Below are 23828 nucleotides of genomic sequence, written 5' to 3'. Positions count from 1 at the left end.
CTGGAACTTCCAGCGTTTTTTTTATGAAGATAGCCATCGTGGAGAAGTAAAGAGCATAATCATTATGCTGCTCATCGTAATAACAAGCATGGAGTAGCAAAAAGCAGTAAATCCGATAATATGTAAGCCCACTATCATAATCGTACTGTCTAAGATAAAAATGGTTATTCCTATATTGATTTTCCATTTTTTTGATACAATAATAGCAATTAAATCAAGCCCATCCGAACTGATCCCGTAGCGAAGCATCAGTCCTATTCCCATTCCTACGAGTGCGCCTCCAAGCAATGAGCTAAAAAGCAAAGGAAGCTCCAGCGTACCTTCGAGAATAGACAGCCATTCTGTCATAAAAAAAGAAACAAATAAACCTATACTTCCATAAAAAAAGTTTTGACGATGACGAAAAAAAGCATATAAATAGACAGGTACGTTCAAAAAGAAAATGGACATTCCGATAGGAGTTCCAAACACATAATATACGATAAGCCCAAATCCTATAAGTCCACCGTCTAGTAAGTGATACGGAGCAATAAATCCGTTTAGCCCTAGTCCAATTAATAAGCTGCCACAGCAAATCGAAACCACTCTCGAAAAAATATTCCTCACCCTATACGTTAAATTTTAATAGGAGTACTCGTCCATCTATGTATATGGCAAGCTTAGGTTATTTAGAAGTAAAGAAGAAGAAAAAAGAAAATTATGTAAAAAGTATTGATTCTATAACTCTGATATTCTATAGTTAATCTAACTTCGTTTTCACGACAATTTCTTGATTTTTTATGATACTGTTTAACTGTTTGTATTTTTTAATATATATATAAGTTGTGTTTTGTAAAAAGCATACGATTGTAATAAGTCTATAAAAGCAAGCCGCTATATAAAGGGGTTGATTACGTGTAGGATTCTCTTTCTTTTCAGTCATACTAAAAAGAAAGAGGGATTGTCGTGAAAAATCGTTCCGTACTTTTTTTATGGGTTGGTCAAAGCCAAGCCAATTTAGCAGATGTATTATATATTGTTGCGTTAATCAGCATTCTTTATGCTCAAAATAGTTCTCCTGTGCTGCTTTCATGCATTCCGTTTACCATTACGGCTGCTAAGTTTTTGAGCAGTTTTACTGTGCCTTTTCTTATAGATCGCTACAGGGCTAAGCGTATTCTTGTTGTGTCTCAGCTGTTGAAAACCAGTGTTTTGTCTATGTTTTTCTTGTGGCATATGTCGCTTATCAGCATGCTGTGCTGCGTGGCGCTTATTGCTTTTTTCGATGGGTGGGCAGCTCCGGTTCAAAGCTCTATGCTTCCTCATTTAGTAGATAAAGAGAAGCTGTTAAAATGGAACAGTATGTTTAATGTCACCGATCAAACGATTCAAATTGCAGCCTATCCGCTTGGAAGCTTTCTGATCATCAGCTGGGCTGCTACTGGCCTTTTATGGCTGTCATTTTCGTTATTCAGTTTGTCACTTGTATTTATGCAGGCCATTCGCATTAACGCTCATTCTGCTAAAACGAAGCAAAAACAAGGGTTAAAAGAGGGATGGAAACTAATTTGGCATTATCCGCGCCTGCGGGTTTTATTAGTCATGGAGGTTTTAGAAGGAATGGCTGCCGGCGTTTGGGCATCAGCAATTGTCTACGTGTTTGTGAAAGAGATATTAAATAAAAATGAAGCTTGGTGGGGATATATCAACAGCAGTTTTTTTGTTGGAACGGTTCTTGGAGGTTTCGTTTTGTTGAAGATTTCAGTTGAACAAGAGAAAAGTCTTTATCATATCGTAACACTAGGCAGTCTTTTATCAGGTTTTTTTACATTATTGTTCGGAGTGATGTCTGCTCCTTTTCTTTCACTTTTACTTAGTTTTGCTATTGGCATTGCCCTTCAAATAAGCGCTACGTGTTCTTACACGCTTACACAAACGGCCGGTCCTTTAGAAAAGCTTTCTAAGGTGCTTTCCGCTACGCTGAGCGTTTCATATGTGACGTTTGGACTTTCGGTGCTGCTGCTTGGAGCTGTTGCTTCGCTAAATGTGACGGCGGCGTTTCTAACAGCAGGAGGACTGATTGTAATCAGCGGCTGTGTAGGTTTATTCTTACGGAATTATGCGCTTGCTAACTAAAAAAGGTTGCTTGCTATTTGCAACCTTTTTTAAAACATCGTATTTTCTCTCCTCAACCATAAGCCGTATAAGGTTGTTTGCTTTAAATACCCCTTGTGTAAAAGTAGGAAGCTTTTCACGAAAACAAAAGGAAAAAAAATATGGCTATCGAATTATGTTAAGAGCGTTGAGCTAAAAGGAGTGATTAAATGGTTGTCATTCGACAGGGGGTTGAAACTGATCGAGAGCGACTGGCTACGTTAATGCAAGAATATATAGTAAAATTCTGTGAGCAGCCTGCCCCTTCCCGGAAAGCTTTAACTTTACATATTAAGCGCTTATTGAATAATCCTTCCTATGGTATCCAGTTTGTTGCTGAATTAGAAGGGAAACTAGTAGGTTTTGCGACGGTGTACGTATCGTGGAGCACCTATTATTTTAAAGAAACAGCGATCTTAAAAGACTTGTACGTATCTCCTTTAAACAGAGGTAATAAAATTGGTGAACGTTTGTTTAAGATCTGCTTGGCCTATTCTCAAAAGTATGAGTTTGCAGGGATGACCGCTGAGTGCAGCAGTGAAAATAAAGTTGCTCAAAACCTTTTTCAAAAAATGAACGGTAAAGAAAATGCAGGGGTTCAATACCGTTTTTTTTAAGAGAAGTGCAGCTTTTACTTTTAAGACTTCTACTAAATGGCAAAAATATGTTATAGTATGAAAAGTGAAATTGATGAAAATGTCGGTGGGCTATATGTTAGATGATCGTATCAATAGTAGGGGGAAGTTGGACTAGCTGTTTGAAAGGCGGCCATCCTATTTTTAGTATAGCCGCAAGGAAGGAGCAGGACCTTGAAAAAAAATCCAATCTTAAACGCGTGGAAAATAGTAACTGCGACGAGCGGTTTTTTGCTTGCGCTGTTTATCTTTAAAGTCCGAAAAGGAAGATAATCATATAAAGAAAGCTCCTCGATTGAGGAGCTTTTTATTATTTAGTAATAGGAAACGCCAAGGGAGTCACGGTTGATAAAGAATCTCTGTAAGAATGATAGGTGAAATAATGACGTGTTGGACTATAAATAGTCATGTAAAGTAAATAATCATATTTCGTTTCCATATAGAAAAAAACGCCGTCTGCGTGGAGTGTATAGAAAGAGTACGAAATTCCGAGCAGCGTTTGCTTTTGTACGCTTGTGCTTGGGTTTTCTTTAATCCATTCATATAGTTCAAACACACTCACTCCTGGTGATGATTGCAGCGTATGTACTTTGTCATATAACTTATCAGATACATCGGAAACCGACTGTTTTAATTGGTGAAATAAGTTGGACATTTGTTCTTTCATTGTGGTGAGCTCCTTTACGGGTAGTCAGCTATTAGCATGCTCAGGGACATCCACGCTTATGTATAGTTAGTGGATGGCTGATTTGAATTTGCCACCCTGCGCTTCTTGGGTATCCATAATGGTTGTAAATGCATGTGGATCTATTTCGGAAATAATGGTTTTAAGCTTGGTAATCTCTAAACGCGTCACAACTACGTATATGACTTCTTTTTCTGTACCTTCAAATCCGCCTTTACCATACAGTTTCGTCACGCCGCGGCCTAAACGATGCGTAATAGCGTCTGATAGCTCTTCATAGTGATTTGAAACTATAAAAGCTGCTTTTGTTTCATCAAGCCCTTGAATAATCGCATCGATTGTTTTAGAAGCAATATAGTACGTAAGGATCGAGTACATAGCCTGTTCCCAACCTAGCACAAACCCTGCCCAAGCGAAAATGAAGATATTTAAAAACATCACAAATTCGCCCACAGAAAACGGAATTTTTTTTGTTAATAAAATACCTAAAATCTCAGTTCCGTCTAACGCTCCACCGTGACGAATGACCGTTCCTACACCTGCTCCTAACAGCAGTCCGCCAAATACAGTAGCAAGAAGCGGTTCAGATGTTACAGCTGGAACATGGTGCAATTGAGATTCTACAATGGATAAAGCAACGACTGCAAACATAGATGAAAAGCAGAAGTTACGACCAATTTGTTTGTATCCACTATATAAAAAAGGGAGATTAAAAATGATGATAAGAAGACTGAACGGCAATTTCGTTAAGTAAACTAAAATTAGAGAAATACCGATAATACCGCCATCAATTACGGAATTTGGGACTAAAAATAATTCAATAGAAACGGCAGCCAAGGAAGCCCCAATTAACATCATAATGTAGCGATAAATGAGCCGACCTGCCTTTTCCTTTTTGTGCTGTTTCGTTGTCATAAAATCTTTCCTTTCAAAATACTGCCTATACGCAACTCTTACTAGTATAACTAAGTCTTGGGAACTCTATCCAATTATCTACTTTAAAAAAGACTAGCCAGAATAAACAAAATCCTGTTAAATTAAACGGTAGACATTTGCTGAAATAAAGGAGCTGTACATATGATAAACGTTTATATTCCACCGCTTCAAACAAGCGCTGGCGAAAAAGCGGCACGCTATATTGATACATTAACCAAACCGATAGGAAGCCTTGGAAGACTCGAAGAAATAGCAGTTGAATTAGCGGCCATGACCGGGGAAGTTTTTCCGACGGTCACGCCGCCAGGAGTCCTCGTATTTGCAGGCGATCATGGAATTGTAAAAGAAGGAGTTTCAGCTTATCCGCAAGACGTAACGGCACAAATGGCGCTGAATTTTTTGCAGGGAGGAGCAGCTATTAACGTGTTTAGTCAGCAAATAGATGCACAGTTCAAACTGATTGACATCGGCATTGCTTCTGACCTTTCCCATAAGGACCTTGTACAACGCAAAGTGAAGCTGGGCACAGCAAGTTTTTATAAAGAAGATGCGATGACGCGCAGTGAGGCAGAATTGGCTGTTCAAGTCGGATATGAAGAAGCTGAAGAGCTTATTGCCCAAGGAATTAAATGTTTGATTGTAGGAGAAATGGGCATCGGAAATACTACGTCAAGCACGGCTATTTTAGCTGTATTGACAGGAGAAAAAGTCTCTAAGCTTGCAGGAATGGGCACAGGGATTTCTGATGAACAACTGCGCCACAAAGTCAACGTGATTGAAGAAGCGCTGCAAAACAGGCACATCAACCCTCAGGATCCAATTGATATTATCAGTAAAATAGGGGGTCTTGAAATTGCCGGGATGACAGGTGCTATGCTGGCGGCAGCTGCTCACCGTATTCCTATTTTGGTAGATGGTTTTATTTGTACAGTTGCAGCCCTTCTAGCGACAGAAATCAATACACAAGCAAGAGACTATATGTTTGCTAGTCACGAATCTGTTGAACAAGGTCATGCGTGTGCAATGAAGCTTCTTGGCAAGAAACCGCTCCTCAACCTCAATCTTCGGTTAGGTGAGGGAAGTGGAGCTGCTGTTACATTTCCGCTGCTGCACTCGGCTTCACTGATGATTGCCAATATGGCCACGTTTCAATCTGCGGGAGTGTCTGAGAAAGAATGAACCTAAAAAAGACATGGGAGCAATTCAACAAAACCATGTCTTTTTTCTTTATTTTATAAAAAAACCTTATATTTTTAACATCATAAACCAATAAATGCTAAAGCTAGCACCTGTTAGAATAAATGATCCAATAATCAACAATACCAGTGCAACGCGTCGTTTAATCGCTTGAATTTCTCTATCTTTTGGCAAACGTCCCATTGGTTTTCCTCCATTATGTAAATATTTCACGTATTTTCCTATTTTACTCTGCTTTAAAAAGAGAGAACATATGTCAAAGTTACTAAAAATCAAATTATTTTACAAAAAAATTGTATCCCCGTTCCAGCAGGGCAAAGAATACGTATTTTTTCAGTTAGAAAAGGACTGCTCTAAAGGTTTACTTACATGGCAACAACCTTTATCATATAACTGACTATACTATGATGTTATCCAAAGTTGGAAGAAATCTCAATAAATGTGAGTGTTATAATTACATGATAAGAGTCAGAAAATTTTAAAAAAGAGTGTGAGCAAACAATGGACGGTATGTTGATTATTCGGAACGGTGCTCCTTTTTATGAAGGAGCTTCCGTGCCTATTCCAAAAGATAAAGCCTGTATTATCGGACGAAGCAGTGAAGAATGGGAGCCTTATCTGGCCTTTCAAAGTGCTTACATTTCACGCAAGCATTTTGAAGTAACTTACGAAAGCAATGCCTTTTTCATTACAGATTTGTTTAGTAAACACGGGACAAAAGTAAATGGAGAAGAGTTACAGCCTGGAACCCCTCGTTTATTGAAAGAGCAGGATGTCATTACCTTAGCAAATGAAGAGGCAGCTTTAGTATTTAGAAATGATGATATGGATGCAACCCTCGATTTAGGACCTTTGCTAAAACAAATAAATAAACCATTTTACACATTAGATCCAATTTTGCAGAAAGTAAAAGTAAAAGAGGAAACGTATATTCTGTCAGATAAAGAATACGCGTGCTTAGCTTATCTTCTAGAATACAACAATCAATTTGTTTCAAAAGAAGCATTAAAAAAAAGCGTTTGGCCTGAACGAGTAGAGTCAAATGGAGAAATTCTAGTAGCAGCGGAAGAGCTGAATGCGCTGATTTACCGGGTTCGCAAAAAAATAGGAACATATTTAGAAATCGAAGTGATTCGAGGAAAAGGATATTGGCTACACTTTAACGAGAATGGACGTGAATAGAATCACGTCCATTTTTTAATCTCGTTTTACAGCATGTACACGTATATGTTTGGCTTCTGCTAGCCAAGATCCATTTTGAAACAGTTTATCTTGCATTCGATTTTCTAAGCGCGTAATGAGGACATTTTTAGTTTCTGTCGTCACGTGAGCAAAAAGAGGGGCTGCATTTGTTTCTAGCCAATTACGCAAGCCGTTTTCCCCTTTTAACAAGAAGGGACGGCTGTAGTGAATGGCCGTGGTGACTTGAAAATTCTGTGATTCCAAAAGAGAAGAATATTCAGCTACAGAAGGAAAGTACCATGGGAAATCTACATCGTTATAAGGGATATCAAACGTTTTAAATTGACGAATGATTTCTGTGAAAATTTCGTCCATGTTTCCTTTTCCCCAAAATTCTGCTACAAATCGGCCATTTGGTTTTAAAGCATTGTAAATGTTTTTAATGACAAGGTGAGGGGGACGGATGTCGTGTAAAGTTGCATTGGAAAAAACTGCGTCAAATTGTTCGCAATAAGGAAGGTTAAGGGCATTTAACTGTTCAAAGGATAGAGTCGGGTACTGATGACGAGCCTGTTCAATCATATTTTCAGAGCAATCGATGCCTGTTGCATGGACATGAAGCTTATTGAGCTGCGAAATAAATTCGCCAGTGCCACAGCCAATATCTAAAATATGTTCGCCAGCTTGAGGAGAAAGAAGGTTCATAGCACTTCCTCCAAATGAAGAAACAAACGGAAGATGATACACTTGAGCAATTTTTTGTTGATTAACAGTTTGACTCATGAAGTGATTCCTCCTTTGTAAAAGATGATGACTATCGTTTTATAAGAAGAAACAAGCTTTGAATAGTAGATATGAAGTTATTGATAGAATTATACCATATATCTTACTTATTATGCCGAAAACTCCAAAGAAAAAGCGCACCAAACTTCTAGCTTGGGCGCTTACAAGCACGAACTATTTTCTAACCATTAACCGAACTGAACAAATAGAGGAAGATCTGTATGACCCATCTCACGTACGTAGACGTATAAATTTCCTTTATGATGAATTTCATGATCAATGGCCATTTGTAAAAGTTGTCTTCCGGGAAGCTTTCTTCCAAACGCTGCAGTTGCGTCAATGGTCTTGTTTAAATCATCTTCACTTAGTGAACGTAATACGTCTACTGTTTTTTGGGTATATTCAGCTGAAAGATCTGATAATGACTTACCGCTAAAATCAGCTTTTTGACCAAGTGGAGATAAATCACCGGATTTTACCACTGATGCAAATGCATAAAAGGATGTTAAAATATGCGTAGATAAGTCAAAAGCGGACATAGATGTCGGGGCAGGCTTGTATTCGTAGTGACCTGCTTCAATTTTGTTGATTAATTCATTAGTTACGTTTCGATGTGCTAAAAAGTGATGGGGCATTTGTTCAACTGTCATGATAAAAGGCTCCTTTATTATGTATTCGCTTCTGAGTATAGCATTTGAAAATCAGAAAGCGAAGAAAAAACTTTATCAATAAGAAAAACAGCTGCATATGAGCAGCTGCTTTTCTTATTATTAGAAATTACGTTGTTTTAACTCTTCAAGCAATAACTCCATACCTTCGCGGCTTAAAGTTAATTTGCCATCTGCGATTGTTACGTTGTCAGAAGATACTTCGCCAGTAATCGCACAAGCACCGTTCGGCTCATATTTCTTTAAAATAATTCGATCTGTTTCGACAAAAATTTCAACAGGATCTTTTACATCTATTTCAAGAACACGTCTTAACTCTTTAGGAATTACGATACGACCTAAATCATCTACTTTTCTTACAATACCAGTCGATTTCATTTTTAATCACCTTTACTTTTATATTTTATTGAGTACGCAAAATATTATTTTTGGAATTTCTAAGATGATTATATACTAGATAACCGCTAAATTTGTCGAAGTTATTAATATGTAAATGAACTGTAATATTATTGAAATATTATCTGTAAATACAAATCCTCCTACAATATGGAATATTTAGGGCTCTTTGTATGATATAGGAGATGAAGGAATTAATTACATTTGACATACAATTTTATTTATGTTTATGCAGCAGCCTGGGGGGAGGCTACATGTGAATGTGGAAGCAAATAAGTTGAAAGAATGAAGAGAATATGATTAGATTAAAGGAGTAACTTGCTCAAAATAATTAAATCGTAATGATTACGTATTTCAAATAAAAAAGTAATAAATCGAAAGGATGACAAAGAATTTGGCTAAAAAATCAAAAGTTGTAAAAGAACAAAAGCGTCAAGAGATGGTAGCGAAGTATGCGCAATTGCGCCAAGAGCTGAAGGAAAAAGGAGATTACGAAGCGTTAAAAAAATTGCCTAGAGATTCTTCGCCAACGCGCTTAAATAATCGCTGCCGCGTTACTGGTCGTCCGAGAGGCTACCTTAGAAAATTTGAAATGTCACGCATCGCTTTTAGGGAATTAGCCTACAAAGGGCAAATTCCAGGTGTTAAAAAAGCAAGCTGGTAGTATAAAAGCCCTCATAATGAGGGCTTTTATTATTTATTAGCTGCAAAATATCGAGCAATTCCTTGGTAAATACCTGTAGATATTTGCTGCTGATACGCGTTAGAAGAAACAATTTGCTCATCGTGAGCATTTGATAAAAAGCCTAATTCAAGAAGTACAGCCCGCTGGTTGTTTTCTCGAGTAACATAATAATCTCCAAAACGAACCCCCATATCCTTCATAGAAGGCGCGTTTTCAGCCATGCTTTCTTGAATGTATTTTGCTAATTCTTTATCTTTGGATTCACTGTAATAAAATGATGCGATGCCGTTTGCAGAAGATGCAGTAGAAGCGTTATAGTGAATGCTGATAAATGCATCTGCATGCTTTGCTTCACTAACGTTCACTCGTCCGCTTAGTGAGATAAAAGTATCGTTTGAACGCGTCATAAATACATTTGCTCCAGCATTAGCTAAGCGGCTTGCCACAAGTTTTGCTGTTGTTAACGCTAAACTTTTCTCAATCGATGACTTGCCTGAAGTGCCAGGATCATATCCGCCGTGCCCAGCGTCTACTACAATAATTTTATCTTTTAAAGCAGCAGAAGGAGAAGGAAAACTAGCTGAAGGTGTAGAACCAGCCGCAGCTGTTAACCCTTTTGATACCCATGCTGTTTGACTCGCAGAGTATTGAATTTGCACCCAGTCATTCGTTTCATTTACTTTTTTGAATCTTTCACCTGCTCTTGCTACACGAATGATTCCCGCATTTAAGCTCGGCTGACTTCGCAAATTTGAAGCTTTTGTAATTTGAATAGACTGGGCTGTTTGTGAAGACTGTCCGGAATCTGCTTGTAAATACTGACTTGCTACCCAGCCCGTTTGGCCATTTGCCGTTTTAATCTGTGCCCACGACCCGCTTTCTTTTACTACCGTTACTTTGGAACCTCGCGATAAGTTCGTCACGATAGACGCGCTTGTGCTTGCAGAAGACCGAACGTTCAATGAACTGGCATTAACGGTCGCTGACTTGGCTGACGTAGAACCTGAATCATTAGTCGGCGTAGAAGAATCCGAGCCTGCTTGTAAGTACTGACTTGCCACCCAGCCCGTTTGGCCGCTTGCCGTTTTAATCTGTGCCCACGATCCGCTGACTTTTACCACCGTTACTTTGGAACCTCGCGGTAAGTTCGTCACGATGGACGCGCTTGTGCTTGCAGAAGACCGAACGTTTAATGAGCTGGCATTAACGATCGCTGACTTCGATGTTGAATTTTCGGTAGACGTACTGTTTGTTTGCGTTTTATTTATGTATTGAGATGAAATCCAAGCGTCTTTACCGTTATAGGTAATTTTAGCCCATCCTTTGCTTTCATCTACTATATTAACGGTGTTTCCCTTCGTTATTTTTCCAACGATAGCACCGCTTGTACTAGGCGTTGCACGTACATTTAACGATGTAGCAGTTACTTTGGCCGATTCAGCTGCATCTGCATCAATTGAATGCAAAAGCAATGAAGAGCTTAAAAGAACAGAAGAAACGGCTGTGTACATGACATGTTTTTTATTCATTTTTTCCTCCTTGCAAATTACAAATTTCAACATAAGGTTATTGGTATACAAAGCATATATCGGCAAATAGTCCAAAATTTTGAGTGAAATCTACTATTATCTCATAATACCGATATTATCCATCATACTATATGTCGAAATTCAATTGTATAATGAATTTGAACTATCTGCCATCCTTGACTATAAAATTTTACATTAATGTAAAATATAATTATATTAAAGGTGGAATTTAGCGATATTAAAGACCTTTAATCCTTTGTTCATCTGCATTTTGAGGATATGTCTTCTACTAGCAAAAACGTAAAATAGTATAAAACAGCTGAGTGTGAATATGATAGAGGAAAAATAGAAAATAAAAGCGTATCTATCTTTTGAAGGAGGAAACATCCACAATTATGAAACATGTAGAATAAAAATAACAAAAATATATAAAATAATACAAAGCCTGTCTATAGGGGTGTAAAGCTCTTAGCATAAACTAAAAGTAAATAGTTAGAAAATTCTTTCTTTTTACTTTAAAACATGGTACAGTATAAAAAAGTGAAAGGGTGGAAACTGATATGCGAAAGATTGTTCAGTATGAAACAAAGTGGTCGCTTTTGTATCAAATGGAAAAAGAAGCGTTGCTTAATACACTAAAAGACTTTTCAGTAGACATCGAACATATTGGAAGCACGTCCGTTCCAGGATTGGCAGGTTCACCAATCGTTGATATTTTAATCGGAGTCAAACGTGAAGAAGACATAAATGAAGTGCGCGCTATATTAAAAAATAAATCCCACGTATATGTAGCGGAAAAAGAGATGTTTGTCTTATTAAAAGAAGGCGTTCCAGCTGCACACTACCCTCCAATTATGACAGCTAAAAATGCCCGTAAGCTCATTCCGCATGATGCTAGAAGAAGTCATGTGTACGTAACGGTCAGTGAATCACCTTACTGGAATGAACGAATTAATTTCAGGGAGCAGTTACGCTCGAGCGAACGTGCTAGAAAAAAATATGAAGGTATGAAATACGAGCTTTCAAAACGATTGTGGAACGATATTTCTACCTATGAGTACAAAAAAGAAGAATTTATTCAGCGCAGTCTATAAAAAACGTCATTTCAATTGAAATGACGTTTTTTAATTAATTATCTTGTAAAACAATGGTCTCAAGCTTGTCAGCAGTATTTACTGCGAGAACCGTATAGTTTTTACCGCTTTGAAGATTTGTTCCAGGAAGACTTAGTACTTCTTTTCCATCTGCTGTGGAAACAGATAAATCATACGAACCCGGATTTACTACTTGATAACCTGAAATGCTTTTAAAAGACAGATCTTTAAATAAAGGAGCAGCACCTTTAGGACCTACGTTTACCGCAGGAGCATCAGGAGATAAATGAGCAACACGTAAGCTTGCTTTTCCATCCATTCCTTGCTTATTATTCGTGAAAGCCTGTAGTTCAAGGTTTTCTGCTTTATTTACAGCGGCCACTGTATACGATTTTCCACCGTCTACAACAAGGGTAGCTTCAATGATGGAATCTTTTGTTCCTTTTGTCTTCGCTTCGTATACTTCTACTTTATGAGAACCAGCTGACAAAGGCAGGGAGTTGGAGACATCTTTAAACTTTGCTCCTTCTACTAAAGCTTTGTCATCCACAAAAATGTCTACAGCCGGAGCATCCGGTGAAGCATGAACGATGCGAACTTCTGCATTTTGAGCTGTTCGCTCATCTGCAGCAGGAGGTGTTTCAGCGGCAAATACTAACATGCGGCTAAGTGCCAAGAAGGCAATTACTGCTACCATTACGAATAGTCGTTTCATCAAGTATCACTCCTTTTTTAGTATACACAGCTTTATGTAAAGAGAAGGACTGTGCAGTTGTTAGCGTATACTAAATAAAATCAACTATTCGTTTGTTTGTTAACTTTTGATGTGTTTACTGAGATTTCTGACGAAAAAATCGAAGAATAGCCAAAATATTGTACAGAGCTGTTAAGAGCCATGTCAGTAAAAAGCCTAAACCAAGCCCAATATTGGCATCTGCATACGTATGGACAAAGTTATCGTATACGACGTAGGCAAGAGGAGCAATTGACAGTAAAAAGAAAAGAAAAAACAAAAGCGTTTTCCATCTGTTTAAAGTGAAGGTTAAATAAAAGAAAAGGAAAGCAGCGAACAATAGAAGACCGTCTCGAATAGCCCAAGGTAAAACGCCGATATGTGGATTAGCGAGAAGAAAAGTCGGGACAATTGAAAGGAGGAAAAGGAGAGAAAGTAAAGTCACGTGAAGAGTGTGCTTTTTTGTAACAGCCGGCACCAATAAAAACGCTGCGGTTGCACCTAAAAGAAAATTACAAATTAAAATAAACTCCATATCAACACCTCATTTATTGAGTATTACTTTTAGTCTATTCAGCACGCTGTTAAAGTAGATAAAAAAGCTGCGATGTTCATCGCAGCTTTTGGTTATTCGAATTTAAATCCTTGTTTTTCAAGCATCGCTCGAACTTCTGGATAATAAATTGTTTTATAAATAGCTGATACAGTTTGTGACCAGTTGCGGTCATCAGCACCATTTGTTCTCTTTTTCATATACTCTGCCATTTCAGCATCATAGTCTTGAATCAATGACTTTAAGTCGTGATTATAGCTTTCACGATGGTGCACGGCAGCTTGTGGCAATCGAGGCTTTTTCGCAGAACGATCTGCCGGATGTCCAACCACAAGACCGCTTACTGGAAATACGTATTCCGGTAGATCCAGCAGTTCAATGACTTCTAGCGGCTTTCTGCGAATTCCTCCGATTGGGACTGTACCTAAACCGAGTGATTCGGCTGCAACTGTTGCTGCTTCTAACGAAATTCCAGCATCGGTTGCTCCGACTAAAATTGACTCAAGCCCATCAGTTACGCCAAGAGGAGCATCGTTAAGCTCAGCTGCAATCTTAGCACGATTAAAATCTGCGCAAAAGATTAAAAATAGAGGAGCTTGGTCAATCCACGCTTGGTTACCGGCAAGCTCTGAAAGTTTTTTCTTCTTTTCTTTATCTTGGACGCTAATAATAGTAACTTGCTGTCCATTAATAGAAGAAGCGGCTGACTGAGCAGATTGGATAATCGTATCTAAATGCTCGTCGCTTACTGCTTCGTCTGTATACTGACGGATAGAACGATGATCTTGAATTGTATGAATTGCTTCATTCATGATGCGTCATCCTTTCAAAGAAGTTATTCTTAGCCTTGTAATGTTTTTACATCTAAAGGTGCTACAAGTACGCCAGTTTGAGCAAATGCTACAAAACTTTGGAAGTGAGCTGATTTATTGTGTGCTTGAATTGCTTCTTCGCTTTTCCACTCTTCAATCATCATAAATGTGTTAGGTGTAAAAGCATCTTCAAATAGTTGATAGTTGCTGTTTCCTTCTTCTTGTAAAGAATGCTTAATTAGTTCTTGTACGTTTTCTAAAAATTCTTCTCTTTTTGCTGGGTTAACTTTCATTGAAGCTTGTAAATGAATCATGGGTGATTCCTCCTTTAATAATGATGGTGCTTTATATTATTTGTTTTGTTTTTGATCTTTCATTCAATTTATGATTAAAATGAAGATAAGTTCGAATATCATCGAACAATGAAACTATAACACCGATTAAATAACAGTGCAAGGAATTTAGTTCGAAAGTTATCGAACATTGATACACAAAAGAAGCTGTGTTATATTTTAAGCATGAGAAAACCTTATCAACCACCGAAATCTGAAATTAAATTAACGCCTATTTTACACGCGTTGAGTGATCCTAACCGGCTGCGAATTGTACAGTGTTTAGCGACAAGAAAGGAGCAGACCTGTTCGTATTATCAAAAATTAAATGTATCAAAATCAACGCTATCACATCATATTAAAGTACTTCGCGAAGCTGGAATTATCAAACTACGTATAGAAGGTACGCAGCACTATTATTCCTTGCGTTTAGAAGAACTTGAGGACTTGTTCCCAGGTCTGCTTCCTTCCATTTTAAATATAGATGAGCAGTTATTTTAAAAGCTGAACGACGTTTTGTTCAGCTTTTTTGTTCAAAATAAATGTGTCCATGCAGGCTGCATCCGGGATTAAAAGAAGAACGACAGTGAGGGCAAGTCGAGTTACAGGTTAAATATTCATGAATTGATAGCTCATGTTTACATACTCCGCAAAGAATAGCTTTTTCATTAAACATAGCTTTTGGCCACGTTTTAATATCATGATCCGCATGTCCGTTATGACATTGATAGCATGGATAATATGTATTACAGCAATAAAATTTTATTGCAATAATATCTTTATCCGTACGGTAGTGCATGCAGCGCGTTTCGGAATCCACCGTATCACCTTTTACTACAGGTGCAGATTTGTTCATTATCATCACTCCCTATGAAAAGTATAGCATGCTTTTATACGCCTTATCATACATATGTAAAAAGAAAAATGCTATAATAAAACCATCGTTTTACATGTCAGATTGCATGCTAAAAAGATCAGATAAAAATTGATGTCAAAACAGATCAATTAAGTGAAGTAAAGAGAGGAAGAAAAAATGAGTAAGCAAGTTATCGTTTTTACCGGAGGCGGAACAGCTGGACACGTAACACCAAACATTGCCATTATGAAAGAATTAGACAGTGAAAAATGGGATATCCATTATGTCGGTTCTCACAATGGTATCGAGAAAGAATTAATTACAAAATTAAACGTTCCATATCATGCAATTTCAAGCGGGAAGCTGCGTCGCTACGTAGATATGGAAAATGTAAAAGATGTATTTCGAGTAGCAAAAGGAGTTGGCGATGCACGTCGCGTGCTGAAAAAACTAAAGCCTTCTCTTGTGTTTTCAAAAGGCGGTTTTGTCACAGTTCCTGTTGTAATGGCTGCTAAATCGCTAAACATTCCCGTGTTCATTCATGAAAGTGATTTAACACCGGGACTGGCAAATAAAATTGCGCAGAAATTTGCCACTAAAATTTTTACTTCTTTTGATGAAGCGGCAAACTATTTTCCAAAAGAAAAAGTGCAGGTTGTTGGTTCACCTATTCGAAAAGAATTATTTAGCGGAAGCGCAGCGAACGGGGAAAGCTGGCTTCGCTTTTATGATAAGCGCCCAATTTTAACGATTATGGGCGGAAGTTTAGGAGCACGCCGCATCAATGAAATTGTTCGAGAATCCTTGCCTGAACTGCAAAAGAAATTTCAAATTGTACACCTGTGCGGAAAAGGCAATATTGATACAAGCCTTGAAAAAGAGTCGGGCTACCGTCAGTTAGAATACGTAAATGAACAGCTTCCGGATGTTCTAGCGGCAACTGATTATGTGATTACACGCGGCGGATCCAATGCCATTTTTGAGTTTTTAGCTCTTCATAAACCGATGATGATTATTCCTTTATCAAAAGCACAAAGTCGCGGAGATCAAATTTTAAATGCACAATCCTTTAAGAAAAAAGGCTACTGTATGGTTGTAGAAGAAGAACAGTTAACAAAAGAGCTGTTTTTGCGTGAAGTAAATGAGCTTCAGCAGCAGGCAAGTACGATGAAGCGTACAATGCGTGAAGCAACAAAAACGGATGCCATTTCAATTCTTGTAAATGAAATTGAGAAAATGAGCTAAAAAAAGCGTTCTTATCGAGGAGATAAGAACGCTTTTTTTTCTTTGAATCTATTATTTTAAAATAATGAATAAACAGCAAAAAATAAAGCTTTTAAAATTTCAAAAAATGTTGTTGACAGTAAAATTTAACAGGAGTAAGATTACTCTCATGAAACGTTCCACAGTGAAACGCTGAGTCTTTCCTGAAAGAGAGGGAAAGAGCGGAGGACCCAATTATTAGGGGTGAATCTCATAATTGAGTAGGGTTACTTTCTTGACCCGAACCCGTCAGCTAACTTCGTAAGCGTTAAGAGAGAGGATGGTGTAATGGTGGTCGTTTTCTATAACAGCGGATAGCGCGTTCCTTTCAAAATATAGGTGAAAGGAGCGTCAAGATGCATATATCTAAGCAAATGATTCAAATGATTGAATATCGGGCAATATGCGATCAGCAATCTTTTGATCTAGCAAACCGCTATTTGTCTACGTTAGCTAATCAAAGTATTAAACGCAGCAGTAAAAAACATAATTAAGCCTAAAAATTAAATAACAAATATACGCTTAATCAATTATGAGCGGGGGACCCAATATTTTGTACGTATGTACTAGGGGTGAATCTCTTAACTGAGTAGGGTTACTTCCATAACCCGAATCCGACAGCTAACTCCGTAAGCGTTTTGGGAGTAAAAAAATTCGTGTCGATCACGGCTTATTTGTCGTGCATTAAACCGCGGAAGAGGACTCTCTTCTGCGGTTTTTTTAATGAAAAAAATAGGAGAGCAGGTTATGTCTGCACCGTAAAGAGGATATAGTAGGGCTTTTAAAACGAGATCAACAATACGTGAGGAATAAACAATCAAAAATAACCTTTCGCAGCTAGCTCACTTGGGCGTGATGCTTTACGCACAGAAACAGTCACTACACTTAATCATTGGTGGTAAGAAACAGTTAGGAGGGAGCAACTTGGATATGATCATGCTTGGAACGCTTGCCATATTAACAGCTGCTATGTACGGAATTATTTGCTGGTCGTCTCATGTAGTAGACGAAAGAGAGGAGAAGTGAACATGTCGTTCATTTTGTTAGGTATTTCAGTTCTCGTTTTAATTTATTTAGTATATGTACTGTTAAATCCAGAACAATTTTAATAAGCGGAGGAATAAAACGTGGGGATTTTTCTACTATCAGTTGCGCTGCTGCTTGTTTTTGTAGCGCTTATTGCAAAGCCCGTAGGTATTTATATAGCGAATGTGTTTTCAAACGATAAAAACACTAGCTTGATAGGGAAGATAGAATCGGTGATGTTTAAAGCGGCAGGAATTAAAGGGCATAATCAGACGTGGAAGCAATATGCACTTGCTCTCGTTTTGGCGAATACGTTTATGATTTTTGTGGTGTATCTTATCTTCCGGTTTCAAGGGGTACTGCCGCTTAACCCAAGCCACATTAAAGGAATGGATCCGGCCCTTGCTTTTAACACGGCCATTAGTTTTATGACAAATACGAACTTGCAGCACTACAGCGGTGAATCAGGTTTGTCTTATTTCTCGCAGATGGCCGCCGTTGTATTTATGATGTTTGCTGCACCAGCAACGGCACTTGCAGTAGCAATCGCTTTTATTCGTGGGTTGGCAGGGCAGGAAATGGGAAACTTTTTTGTTGATTTTGTGAAATCAATTACGCGTGTTTTACTTCCTATCGCTTTTATAACAGGCATTTTATTTGCGTTTTTAGGTGTTCCTCAAACGTTAAGCGGAACGGTGACTGCCCATACATTAGAAGGGGCAACACAGCAAATAGCAAGGGGACCAGTTGCTTCTTTTCTTTCAATCAAAGAGCTAGGCAACAACGGAGGAGGGTTTTTTGGTGTCAATTCAGCCCATCCGTTTGAAAATCCTAACGCGTTGAGCAATGTATTACAAATTGTCCTTATGCTTTTATTGCCAACCGCACTTCCTTTTACGTACGGAAAAATGATCGGACAGCGTAAACAAGGTCGCATCTTGTTTGTAGCGATGAGTATGCTGTTTATCGTTATCTTAAGCACAGCGTTTGTAACAGAGTGGGGCGGTAACCCTAGACTTGATGCTTTTCATCTAAATGAAGCGAGCGGTTATATGGAAGGAAAAGAAGTCCGGTTTGGTGTCGGTATGTCAACTCTGTACGCCATCGTGACGACAGCAAGTGAAACAGGCGCGGTTAACGCGATGCACGATACCCTTACGCCTCTTACCGGGTTATTGACACTTGGAAATATGATGTTAAATACCGTATTTGGCGGTGTTGGAGCAGGATTTATGAATGTCATGATGTACGTCATCATCGCCGTATTTTTATCAGGTTTAATGGTTGGAAGAACCCCGGAATACGTAGGTAAAAAAATTGAAGGAAAAGAAATGAAGCTAATCGCCGTGACGCTTATTCTGCAGCCGCTGTTAATTTTAGGAGGAACAGCCGTAGCGCTCACTACTCATTTAGGAATAGAAGGTATATCAAACCCAGGCTTTCACGGCTTAAGTCAGGCACTGTATGAATTTACATCGTCAGCAGCAAACAATGGATCTGGTTTTGAAGGACTCGGTGACGCAACGCCGTTTTGGAACATTTCTACGGGAATTGTTATGTATATTGGACGTTACTTCGGACTAATTACGATGCTGGCGGTATCAAGCTCACTAGCATCTAAGCAGCTTGTTCCTGAAACACCGGGGACATTTAAAACGGATACGTCTTTATTTAGCGGCATTTTAATTGGAACTACCGTTATTGTAGGGGCACTTACGTTTTTCCCAGTGCTTGTACTTGGGCCGGTTGCTGAGTATTTGACACTGTAATTAAGAAAGCGGAGGATTATAATGAATAAACGGAATTTTACGAATAATCTTGAATTTGATCGTAACAGTCACATTCAAGGTGCTGTAGATAAACAAACTTCATCGATTTTTATTCAATCAGTAAAGCAGGCTTTTATCAAGCTAAGACCAAGAACGATGATAAAAAACCCTATCATGTTCGTAGTAGAAATCGGGTTTGTTATTACGCTTTTTTTAGCTGTTGTGCCAGACCTTTTCGGAGAAAGTACAGTAAGCGCAGGCTTTAATATTGCCGTATCCCTCGTGTTATTTTTCACAATTGTTTTTGCTAATTTTGCAGAAGCATTAGCAGAAGGCCGAGGAAAAGCACAGGCAAACTCATTAAAGCAATCGAAAGGTGACATTACAGCTAATAAACTTCAAAACGGGCAAATGATACAAGTGTCGGCATCGCACCTAAAAAAAGGAGATATCGTCGTCGTTTCACAAGGCGAAATGATTCCTGGAGATGGAGAAATCATTAAAGGACTGGCGTCCGTTGATGAATCGGCCATTACCGGTGAATCGGCACCTGTTATGAAAGAAGCAGGCGGGGATTTTAACTCTGTAACTGGAGGTACAAGAGTTGTCAGCGATGAAATTACAGTTAAAATTACGTGTGAACAAGGTGAATCGTTTTTAGATAAAATGATTTCGCTTGTTGAAGGAGCAGAGCGTCAAAAAACGCCAAATGAAATTGCGCTAAATACGGTTTTAACAAGTCTGACGATTATTTTCTTATTAGTTGTTGTGACGCTTCCTGTATTTACAAACTACTTACATTTTCAGCTCGACACGGCTATTTTAATTTCACTGCTCGTCTGCCTCATTCCTACGACGATTGGAGGATTATTGTCAGCCATTGGAATTGCTGGGATGGATCGAGTTACGCAGTTTAACGTGATTGCCATGTCAGGAAAAGCAGTAGAAGCAGCTGGTGACATCAACACAATTATTTTAGATAAAACCGGCACCATTACGTTTGGAAACCGAATGGCTCATCAATTAACGACTGTAGAAGGCACAGACGAACGTGAACTTTACAAATGGGCGTTTGTTTCTTCTCTTTACGACGAAACACCAGAAGGGCGCTCAGTTGTTGATTTTATTCAAAACCGTATGGGAGTAGAAGATCTTAGAAAAACGCAGGGAACGTTTGTAGAATTCAAAGCTGAAACGCGAATGAGCGGCATTGACCTACAGAATGTATCTGTACGGAAAGGGGCAGTGGACGCCGTCACGGCATGGGTAGAGTCAAATGGCGGGAAGATTCCCTCTGATTTGCAGCAAAAAGCAAACGAAATTGCAGGAGCTGGTGGCACGCCGCTTGCCGTCGCCGCTGATGATAAAATTTACGGCTTGATTTATTTAAAAGACACGGTAAAACCAGGAATGAAAGAACGCTTTGATGAACTTCGTAAAATGGGCATTAAAACAGTCATGTGTACAGGAGATAATCCATTAACCGCAGCAACCATTGCAAAAGAAGCTGGAGTAGATGAATTTATTGCGGAATGCAAGCCAGAAGACAAGATTCAAGTGATTAAATATGAACAGCAGCAAGGAAAGCTAGTTGCCATGACAGGTGACGGGACAAACGATGCCCCTGCACTTGCTCAGGCTGATGTTGGCTTAGCAATGAACAGCGGAACCTCAGCAGCTAAAGAAGCAGCAAATATGGTGGATTTAGATTCCGATCCCACAAAAATTATTGAAGTCGTTTCGATTGGAAAACAGCTATTAATGACAAGGGGTGCCTTAACTACATTCAGCATCGCAAACGATGTTGCTAAATATTTTGCCATTATTCCAGCGATGTTTACCTTAGCGATTCCGCAAATGGAAGCTCTTAACGTAATGAAGCTGAATTCACCTCTATCTGCCGTATTGTCAGCGCTTATTTTTAATGCAGTCATTATCCCGCTGTTAATTCCCTTAGCCATGAAGGGAATTGCGTATAAGCCGATGAGTTCTAACGCCCTGCTGCGAAAAAATTTGTTCATTTACGGATTAGGCGGGGTATTGGTTCCCTTCATTGGGATTAAAGCAATTGACTTACTACTTTCATTTGTAATGTAGAGGAGAAGAAACGATGATACAAACAGAACGAACGGGAAGCATTATTGTTCGCTTAACAATTATGATGATAATTCTTTGTGGTCTTATTTATCCTGTTGTGATGACAGGCATTGCTCAGACGGCTGTTCCAAATAAAGCAAACGGCAGCTTAATCTATTCAAACAAGCATCAAGTTATCGGTTCTAAGCTGATAGGGCAGCAGTTTACGAGCAATGCATTTTTTCATGGCAGAGTCTCTAGTATCGATTATAACGGGGCAGGATCTGGGTCGTTGAATTTAGCACCTTCAAATAAAGATCTTACGAATCGTATCGAAAGATCAGTAGCGGCGTGGAAAAAAGAAAACGAGTTACCAAAAGGCGGAATTCCAATTGATGCCGTCACAAATTCGGCTTCTGGACTCGATCCGGATATTACGCCACAAGCTGCATATGCACAAGTAGAGCGCGTAGCAAAAACAGCGCATATTAACACCAACACGCTAAAAGAGCTGATCAAAGAACACACTCAGCAAGGAGCTTTTGGTGCAAAACGAGTAAATGTAGTAGAGCTAAATTTAGCTGTTCAACGAGAGCGCTAATTACATGCACTCGCTTCATGTATTGAAGCGAGTGTGATAAAGGGGCCTGAACAATGAAAGAAAAAGAAGCTCATCCATACTTTCGAAGAAAAACTCCGGAAGAACTATTGCGTGAACTTCATGATCAGAAGCGCGGAAAGCTTAAACTCTACATCGGTGCGGCGCCGGGAGTAGGAAAGACGTATAAAATGCTTCAAGATGCGCACGATTTAGTCAAAGAAGGCGTAGATGTCGTAGTTGGATATGTAGAAGCACACGGCAGGAATGAGACTGAGGCGATGATTGGAAATCTAGAAGTAATCCAAAAAGAAACTATTTTTTATAAAGGAAAAGAATTACAAGAGCTTGATTTGCTGGCGATTGTAAGAAGGCGGCCAAAAGTTGTAATTATCGATGAACTCGCTCATACAAATGTGCCGACAAGCCGCCATAAAAAACGTTTTGAAGATGTTTCTTACCTGCTCAACCAAGGTGTTTCAGTCATGTCAGCAATGAATATTCAGCATATGGAAAGCGTGCACGATCTCGTATATGCTGTTACCCAGGTAAAAGTTCGTGAAACAGTGCCAGATTTATTTATCCAGCAAGCAGATGAAATTCAGCTTGTCGATGTTACGCCAGAACAGCTGCAAAAGCGTCTTCGTGAAGGCAAAATATACGAAGTTCATAAAATTGAACAAAGCCTGCAGTCTTTTTTTAAGCTCGCAAATCTCCATGCCCTTCGTGAATTAACGCTTAGAGAAATAGCGGATGAAGTGGACGGTAAGCTCATTCATTCCCATGAAATTGGCGTAACAGGTATTTGCGAACGTATTTTAGTATGCATTCAATACAGTGAAACAGCTGAAAAATTGATTCGAAGAGGCTGGAGAATGGCAAACCGATTGAAAGCAGATTTGCTGCTGCTCCATGTTTTTACAGGCGAGCAAACAGAAAGGCAAAAAGCCCAAATCAAACAGTGGCAGGAATTTGCTGATCGCTTTCACGCATCGCTAATTGTTGAAGAAGCTAAAAAGCAAAAACCAGCTGCAGTGATTGTGAACGTAGCCAAGCAGTATCGCGTTACTCAAATCTTACTAGGGCAATCAGCGAGGACAAGGTGGGAAGAGATTCGAAAAGGGTCTATTGTGAATACGATTATGAGACAGACTCATAACATCGACATTCATATTGTTTCAGATTCAGCAAAGCAATAACAATAAAATGGATGTATAATAAAAGGAGAATATGAGTGAATATTGCGTTCTTTTTACTCCCCAAAAAAGAAGTCGTTACCCTGTCGACACGGTCAACTGTCCGTCAAGCATTGGAGAAAATGGAGTATCATCGCTACTCTTCTGTACCGCTCATTAACCAAAAAGGAGAATATGTAGGGACTTTGGCAGAAGGAGACTTGCTATGGAAAATAAAAAGCCTAGAACATATAGAACTCCATGAGTTAGAACACCTGCGAATTGAAGAGGTCCCAAGGCATCGCGATTATGAACCTATCACCATTAATGACGAAATGGAAAGTATTTTGTCACGCGCGGCGGAACAAAATTTTGTACCAGTTGTAGATGATCAAAACATTTTTATTGGGCTCGTGCGGCGAAGAGAGATTATAGAGTATTGTATCTCTCAACTTTTTATACGTGGAGAAGCGCCTTTAAATGTGAAGATTTAGTTAAGTTTACGTAAAAAACATAATTTTTACATAAAAGGTAGTCTCTTTTTATATAATTAATGTTATAATAAGAGATGTAAAGACGAAACTTGCGTAATGTAAGCCTCTAACATTTGTTAGAGGTTCTTTTTTTACATAACATAAAACATTTGATTTCAGTTCTTTCTACGGTTAAGTTAGAATAAGTGTTAAAGTAAGAGGTTTCTTGCTTTTTTACA

At 38.7% G+C, this 23828-nt stretch carries 28 protein-coding genes and 2 riboswitches; of the genes, 15 read left to right on the top strand and 13 right to left on the bottom strand.

The window, feature by feature from the left end:
* Positions 1 to 21 precede the first annotated feature (21 nt).
* Positions 22 to 585 carry a YitT family protein gene (locus MMB68_RS07505; RefSeq protein WP_029322703.1) on the bottom strand — a complete coding sequence of 188 codons (564 nt, stop codon included), beginning with the start codon at positions 583 to 585 and terminating at the stop codon, positions 22 to 24.
* A 360-nt stretch (positions 586 to 945) separates the two neighbouring features.
* Between MMB68_RS07505 and MMB68_RS07500 the strand changes: the two genes are divergently transcribed.
* Positions 946 to 2115, top strand: coding sequence for an MFS transporter (locus tag MMB68_RS07500; RefSeq protein WP_277548505.1), 1170 nt, complete (start codon positions 946 to 948; stop codon positions 2113 to 2115).
* A 188-nt stretch (positions 2116 to 2303) separates the two neighbouring features.
* Positions 2304 to 2750, top strand: coding sequence for a GNAT family N-acetyltransferase (locus tag MMB68_RS07495; RefSeq protein ID WP_269871701.1), 447 nt, complete (start codon positions 2304 to 2306; stop codon positions 2748 to 2750).
* A gap of 328 nt (positions 2751 to 3078) precedes the next feature.
* Here the strand turns inward: MMB68_RS07495 and MMB68_RS07490 are convergent, their stop codons facing one another.
* Both MMB68_RS07490 and MMB68_RS07485 read right to left on the bottom strand, forming a co-directional pair.
* Entirely contained in the window at positions 3079 to 3435 is a 357-nt protein-coding gene (locus MMB68_RS07490; RefSeq protein ID WP_050689861.1) for a hypothetical protein, read from the bottom strand.
* A 66-nt stretch (positions 3436 to 3501) separates the two neighbouring features.
* Positions 3502 to 4368, bottom strand: coding sequence for a YitT family protein (locus MMB68_RS07485; protein WP_013083822.1), 867 nt, complete (start codon positions 4366 to 4368; stop codon positions 3502 to 3504).
* A 162-nt stretch (positions 4369 to 4530) separates the two neighbouring features.
* On the opposite strand from MMB68_RS07485, the gene cobT reads away from it, so the two are divergent.
* On the top strand, positions 4531 to 5568 hold the full coding sequence (cobT, locus tag MMB68_RS07480) for a nicotinate-nucleotide--dimethylbenzimidazole phosphoribosyltransferase (RefSeq protein ID WP_221784321.1): 1038 nt from the start codon (positions 4531 to 4533) through the stop codon (positions 5566 to 5568).
* Between the two features lie 66 nt (positions 5569 to 5634).
* On the opposite strand, the gene MMB68_RS07475 is transcribed toward cobT, so the two are convergent.
* A complete protein-coding gene (locus MMB68_RS07475; protein ID WP_221784323.1) occupies positions 5635 to 5799 on the bottom strand; it encodes a hypothetical protein in 165 nt (54 codons plus the stop codon).
* Between the two features lie 288 nt (positions 5800 to 6087).
* Between MMB68_RS07475 and MMB68_RS07470 the strand changes: the two genes are divergently transcribed.
* Positions 6088 to 6768, top strand: a complete 681-nt coding sequence (locus tag MMB68_RS07470) for an FHA domain-containing protein (RefSeq protein ID WP_221784325.1) — start codon at positions 6088 to 6090, stop codon at positions 6766 to 6768.
* Positions 6769 to 6783: 15 nt separating this feature from the next.
* On the opposite strand, the gene MMB68_RS07465 is transcribed toward MMB68_RS07470, so the two are convergent.
* The 3 genes from MMB68_RS07465 to MMB68_RS07455 all read right to left on the bottom strand — a co-directional run bounded on the left by MMB68_RS07465 (position 6784) and on the right by MMB68_RS07455 (position 8597).
* Positions 6784 to 7551 (bottom strand): class I SAM-dependent methyltransferase, encoded by a 768-nt coding sequence (locus MMB68_RS07465; RefSeq protein WP_221784327.1) that lies wholly within the window; start codon positions 7549 to 7551, stop codon positions 6784 to 6786.
* A 188-nt stretch (positions 7552 to 7739) separates the two neighbouring features.
* Positions 7740 to 8201, bottom strand: coding sequence for a DinB family protein (locus MMB68_RS07460; RefSeq protein WP_277548504.1), 462 nt, complete (start codon positions 8199 to 8201; stop codon positions 7740 to 7742).
* 120 nt (positions 8202 to 8321) lie between these two features.
* Positions 8322 to 8597 carry an AbrB/MazE/SpoVT family DNA-binding domain-containing protein gene (locus tag MMB68_RS07455; RefSeq protein WP_013057736.1) on the bottom strand — a complete coding sequence of 92 codons (276 nt, stop codon included), beginning with the start codon at positions 8595 to 8597 and terminating at the stop codon, positions 8322 to 8324.
* 412 nt (positions 8598 to 9009) lie between these two features.
* Between MMB68_RS07455 and rpsN the strand changes: the two genes are divergently transcribed.
* Entirely contained in the window at positions 9010 to 9279 is a 270-nt protein-coding gene (gene rpsN / locus MMB68_RS07450; RefSeq protein WP_013083817.1) for a 30S ribosomal protein S14, read from the top strand.
* 29 nt (positions 9280 to 9308) lie between these two features.
* Here the strand turns inward: rpsN and MMB68_RS07445 are convergent, their stop codons facing one another.
* Positions 9309 to 10829 carry an N-acetylmuramoyl-L-alanine amidase family protein gene (locus MMB68_RS07445; RefSeq protein WP_277548502.1) on the bottom strand — a complete coding sequence of 507 codons (1521 nt, stop codon included), beginning with the start codon at positions 10827 to 10829 and terminating at the stop codon, positions 9309 to 9311.
* A 560-nt stretch (positions 10830 to 11389) separates the two neighbouring features.
* Here MMB68_RS07445 and MMB68_RS07440 point away from each other — a divergent pair.
* Positions 11390 to 11923 (top strand): GrpB family protein, encoded by a 534-nt coding sequence (locus MMB68_RS07440; protein WP_028412757.1) that lies wholly within the window; start codon positions 11390 to 11392, stop codon positions 11921 to 11923.
* A 34-nt stretch (positions 11924 to 11957) separates the two neighbouring features.
* On the opposite strand, the gene MMB68_RS07435 is transcribed toward MMB68_RS07440, so the two are convergent.
* The 4 genes from MMB68_RS07435 to MMB68_RS07420 form a co-directional block, all read right to left on the bottom strand.
* Complete coding sequence (locus MMB68_RS07435) at positions 11958 to 12638, bottom strand: DUF4397 domain-containing protein (RefSeq protein WP_221784332.1); 681 nt, start codon at positions 12636 to 12638, stop codon at positions 11958 to 11960.
* Between the two features lie 115 nt (positions 12639 to 12753).
* A complete protein-coding gene (locus tag MMB68_RS07430; protein ID WP_221784334.1) occupies positions 12754 to 13191 on the bottom strand; it encodes a hypothetical protein in 438 nt (145 codons plus the stop codon).
* A 92-nt stretch (positions 13192 to 13283) separates the two neighbouring features.
* A complete protein-coding gene (gene nfsA / locus MMB68_RS07425; RefSeq protein ID WP_277548501.1) occupies positions 13284 to 14021 on the bottom strand; it encodes an oxygen-insensitive NADPH nitroreductase in 738 nt (245 codons plus the stop codon).
* 29 nt (positions 14022 to 14050) lie between these two features.
* Positions 14051 to 14335 carry a putative quinol monooxygenase gene (locus MMB68_RS07420; RefSeq protein ID WP_013057729.1) on the bottom strand — a complete coding sequence of 95 codons (285 nt, stop codon included), beginning with the start codon at positions 14333 to 14335 and terminating at the stop codon, positions 14051 to 14053.
* A gap of 204 nt (positions 14336 to 14539) precedes the next feature.
* Here MMB68_RS07420 and MMB68_RS07415 point away from each other — a divergent pair, with 204 nt between their 5' ends.
* Complete coding sequence (locus tag MMB68_RS07415; RefSeq protein ID WP_221784336.1) at positions 14540 to 14854, top strand: ArsR/SmtB family transcription factor; 315 nt, start codon at positions 14540 to 14542, stop codon at positions 14852 to 14854.
* Between the two features lie 19 nt (positions 14855 to 14873).
* Here MMB68_RS07415 and MMB68_RS07410 read toward each other — a convergent pair whose 3' ends face one another.
* The gene (locus MMB68_RS07410) at positions 14874 to 15209 is read right to left on the bottom strand and encodes a CHY zinc finger protein (protein ID WP_050689852.1); all 336 of its coding nucleotides are present in this window, start codon (positions 15207 to 15209) and stop codon (positions 14874 to 14876) included.
* A gap of 177 nt (positions 15210 to 15386) precedes the next feature.
* Between MMB68_RS07410 and MMB68_RS07405 the strand changes: the two genes are divergently transcribed.
* From MMB68_RS07405 to MMB68_RS07375, 8 genes are all read left to right on the top strand, one after another.
* Complete coding sequence (locus MMB68_RS07405; protein WP_029714620.1) at positions 15387 to 16454, top strand: undecaprenyldiphospho-muramoylpentapeptide beta-N-acetylglucosaminyltransferase; 1068 nt, start codon at positions 15387 to 15389, stop codon at positions 16452 to 16454.
* Positions 16455 to 16613: 159 nt separating this feature from the next.
* A riboswitch (cyclic di-AMP (ydaO/yuaA leader) is annotated at positions 16614 to 16756 on the top strand.
* Between the two features lie 72 nt (positions 16757 to 16828).
* Positions 16829 to 16966, top strand: a complete 138-nt coding sequence (locus MMB68_RS07400) for a hypothetical protein (protein ID WP_221784338.1) — start codon at positions 16829 to 16831, stop codon at positions 16964 to 16966.
* A 15-nt stretch (positions 16967 to 16981) separates the two neighbouring features.
* A riboswitch (cyclic di-AMP (ydaO/yuaA leader) is annotated at positions 16982 to 17122 on the top strand.
* Positions 17123 to 17500: 378 nt separating this feature from the next.
* Positions 17501 to 17581 carry a K(+)-transporting ATPase subunit F gene (gene kdpF, locus MMB68_RS27515; protein ID WP_063611563.1) on the top strand — a complete coding sequence of 27 codons (81 nt, stop codon included), beginning with the start codon at positions 17501 to 17503 and terminating at the stop codon, positions 17579 to 17581.
* 24 nt (positions 17582 to 17605) lie between these two features.
* On the top strand, positions 17606 to 19267 hold the full coding sequence (gene kdpA / locus MMB68_RS07395; protein WP_277548781.1) for a potassium-transporting ATPase subunit KdpA: 1662 nt from the start codon (positions 17606 to 17608) through the stop codon (positions 19265 to 19267).
* Between the two features lie 21 nt (positions 19268 to 19288).
* Positions 19289 to 21364, top strand: coding sequence for a potassium-transporting ATPase subunit KdpB (kdpB, locus tag MMB68_RS07390; RefSeq protein ID WP_277548498.1), 2076 nt, complete (start codon positions 19289 to 19291; stop codon positions 21362 to 21364).
* 13 nt (positions 21365 to 21377) lie between these two features.
* The gene (kdpC, locus tag MMB68_RS07385; RefSeq protein ID WP_277447611.1) at positions 21378 to 21944 is read left to right on the top strand and encodes a potassium-transporting ATPase subunit KdpC; all 567 of its coding nucleotides are present in this window, start codon (positions 21378 to 21380) and stop codon (positions 21942 to 21944) included.
* A 53-nt stretch (positions 21945 to 21997) separates the two neighbouring features.
* Positions 21998 to 23140 carry a KdpD-like non-kinase potassium sensor gene (kdpDN, locus tag MMB68_RS07380; RefSeq protein ID WP_221784341.1) on the top strand — a complete coding sequence of 381 codons (1143 nt, stop codon included), beginning with the start codon at positions 21998 to 22000 and terminating at the stop codon, positions 23138 to 23140.
* Between the two features lie 35 nt (positions 23141 to 23175).
* On the top strand, positions 23176 to 23610 hold the full coding sequence (locus tag MMB68_RS07375; protein ID WP_221784342.1) for a CBS domain-containing protein: 435 nt from the start codon (positions 23176 to 23178) through the stop codon (positions 23608 to 23610).
* The last annotated feature ends 218 nt before the right edge of the window (positions 23611 to 23828 follow it).

The organism is Priestia sp. Y58, from assembly GCF_029522095.1.
GTDB classification, from domain to species: domain Bacteria; phylum Bacillota; class Bacilli; order Bacillales; family Bacillaceae_H; genus Priestia; species Priestia megaterium_E.
Note: the sequence above shows the minus strand (reverse complement) of the source record. Positions and strands in the feature narration are given on the sequence as shown.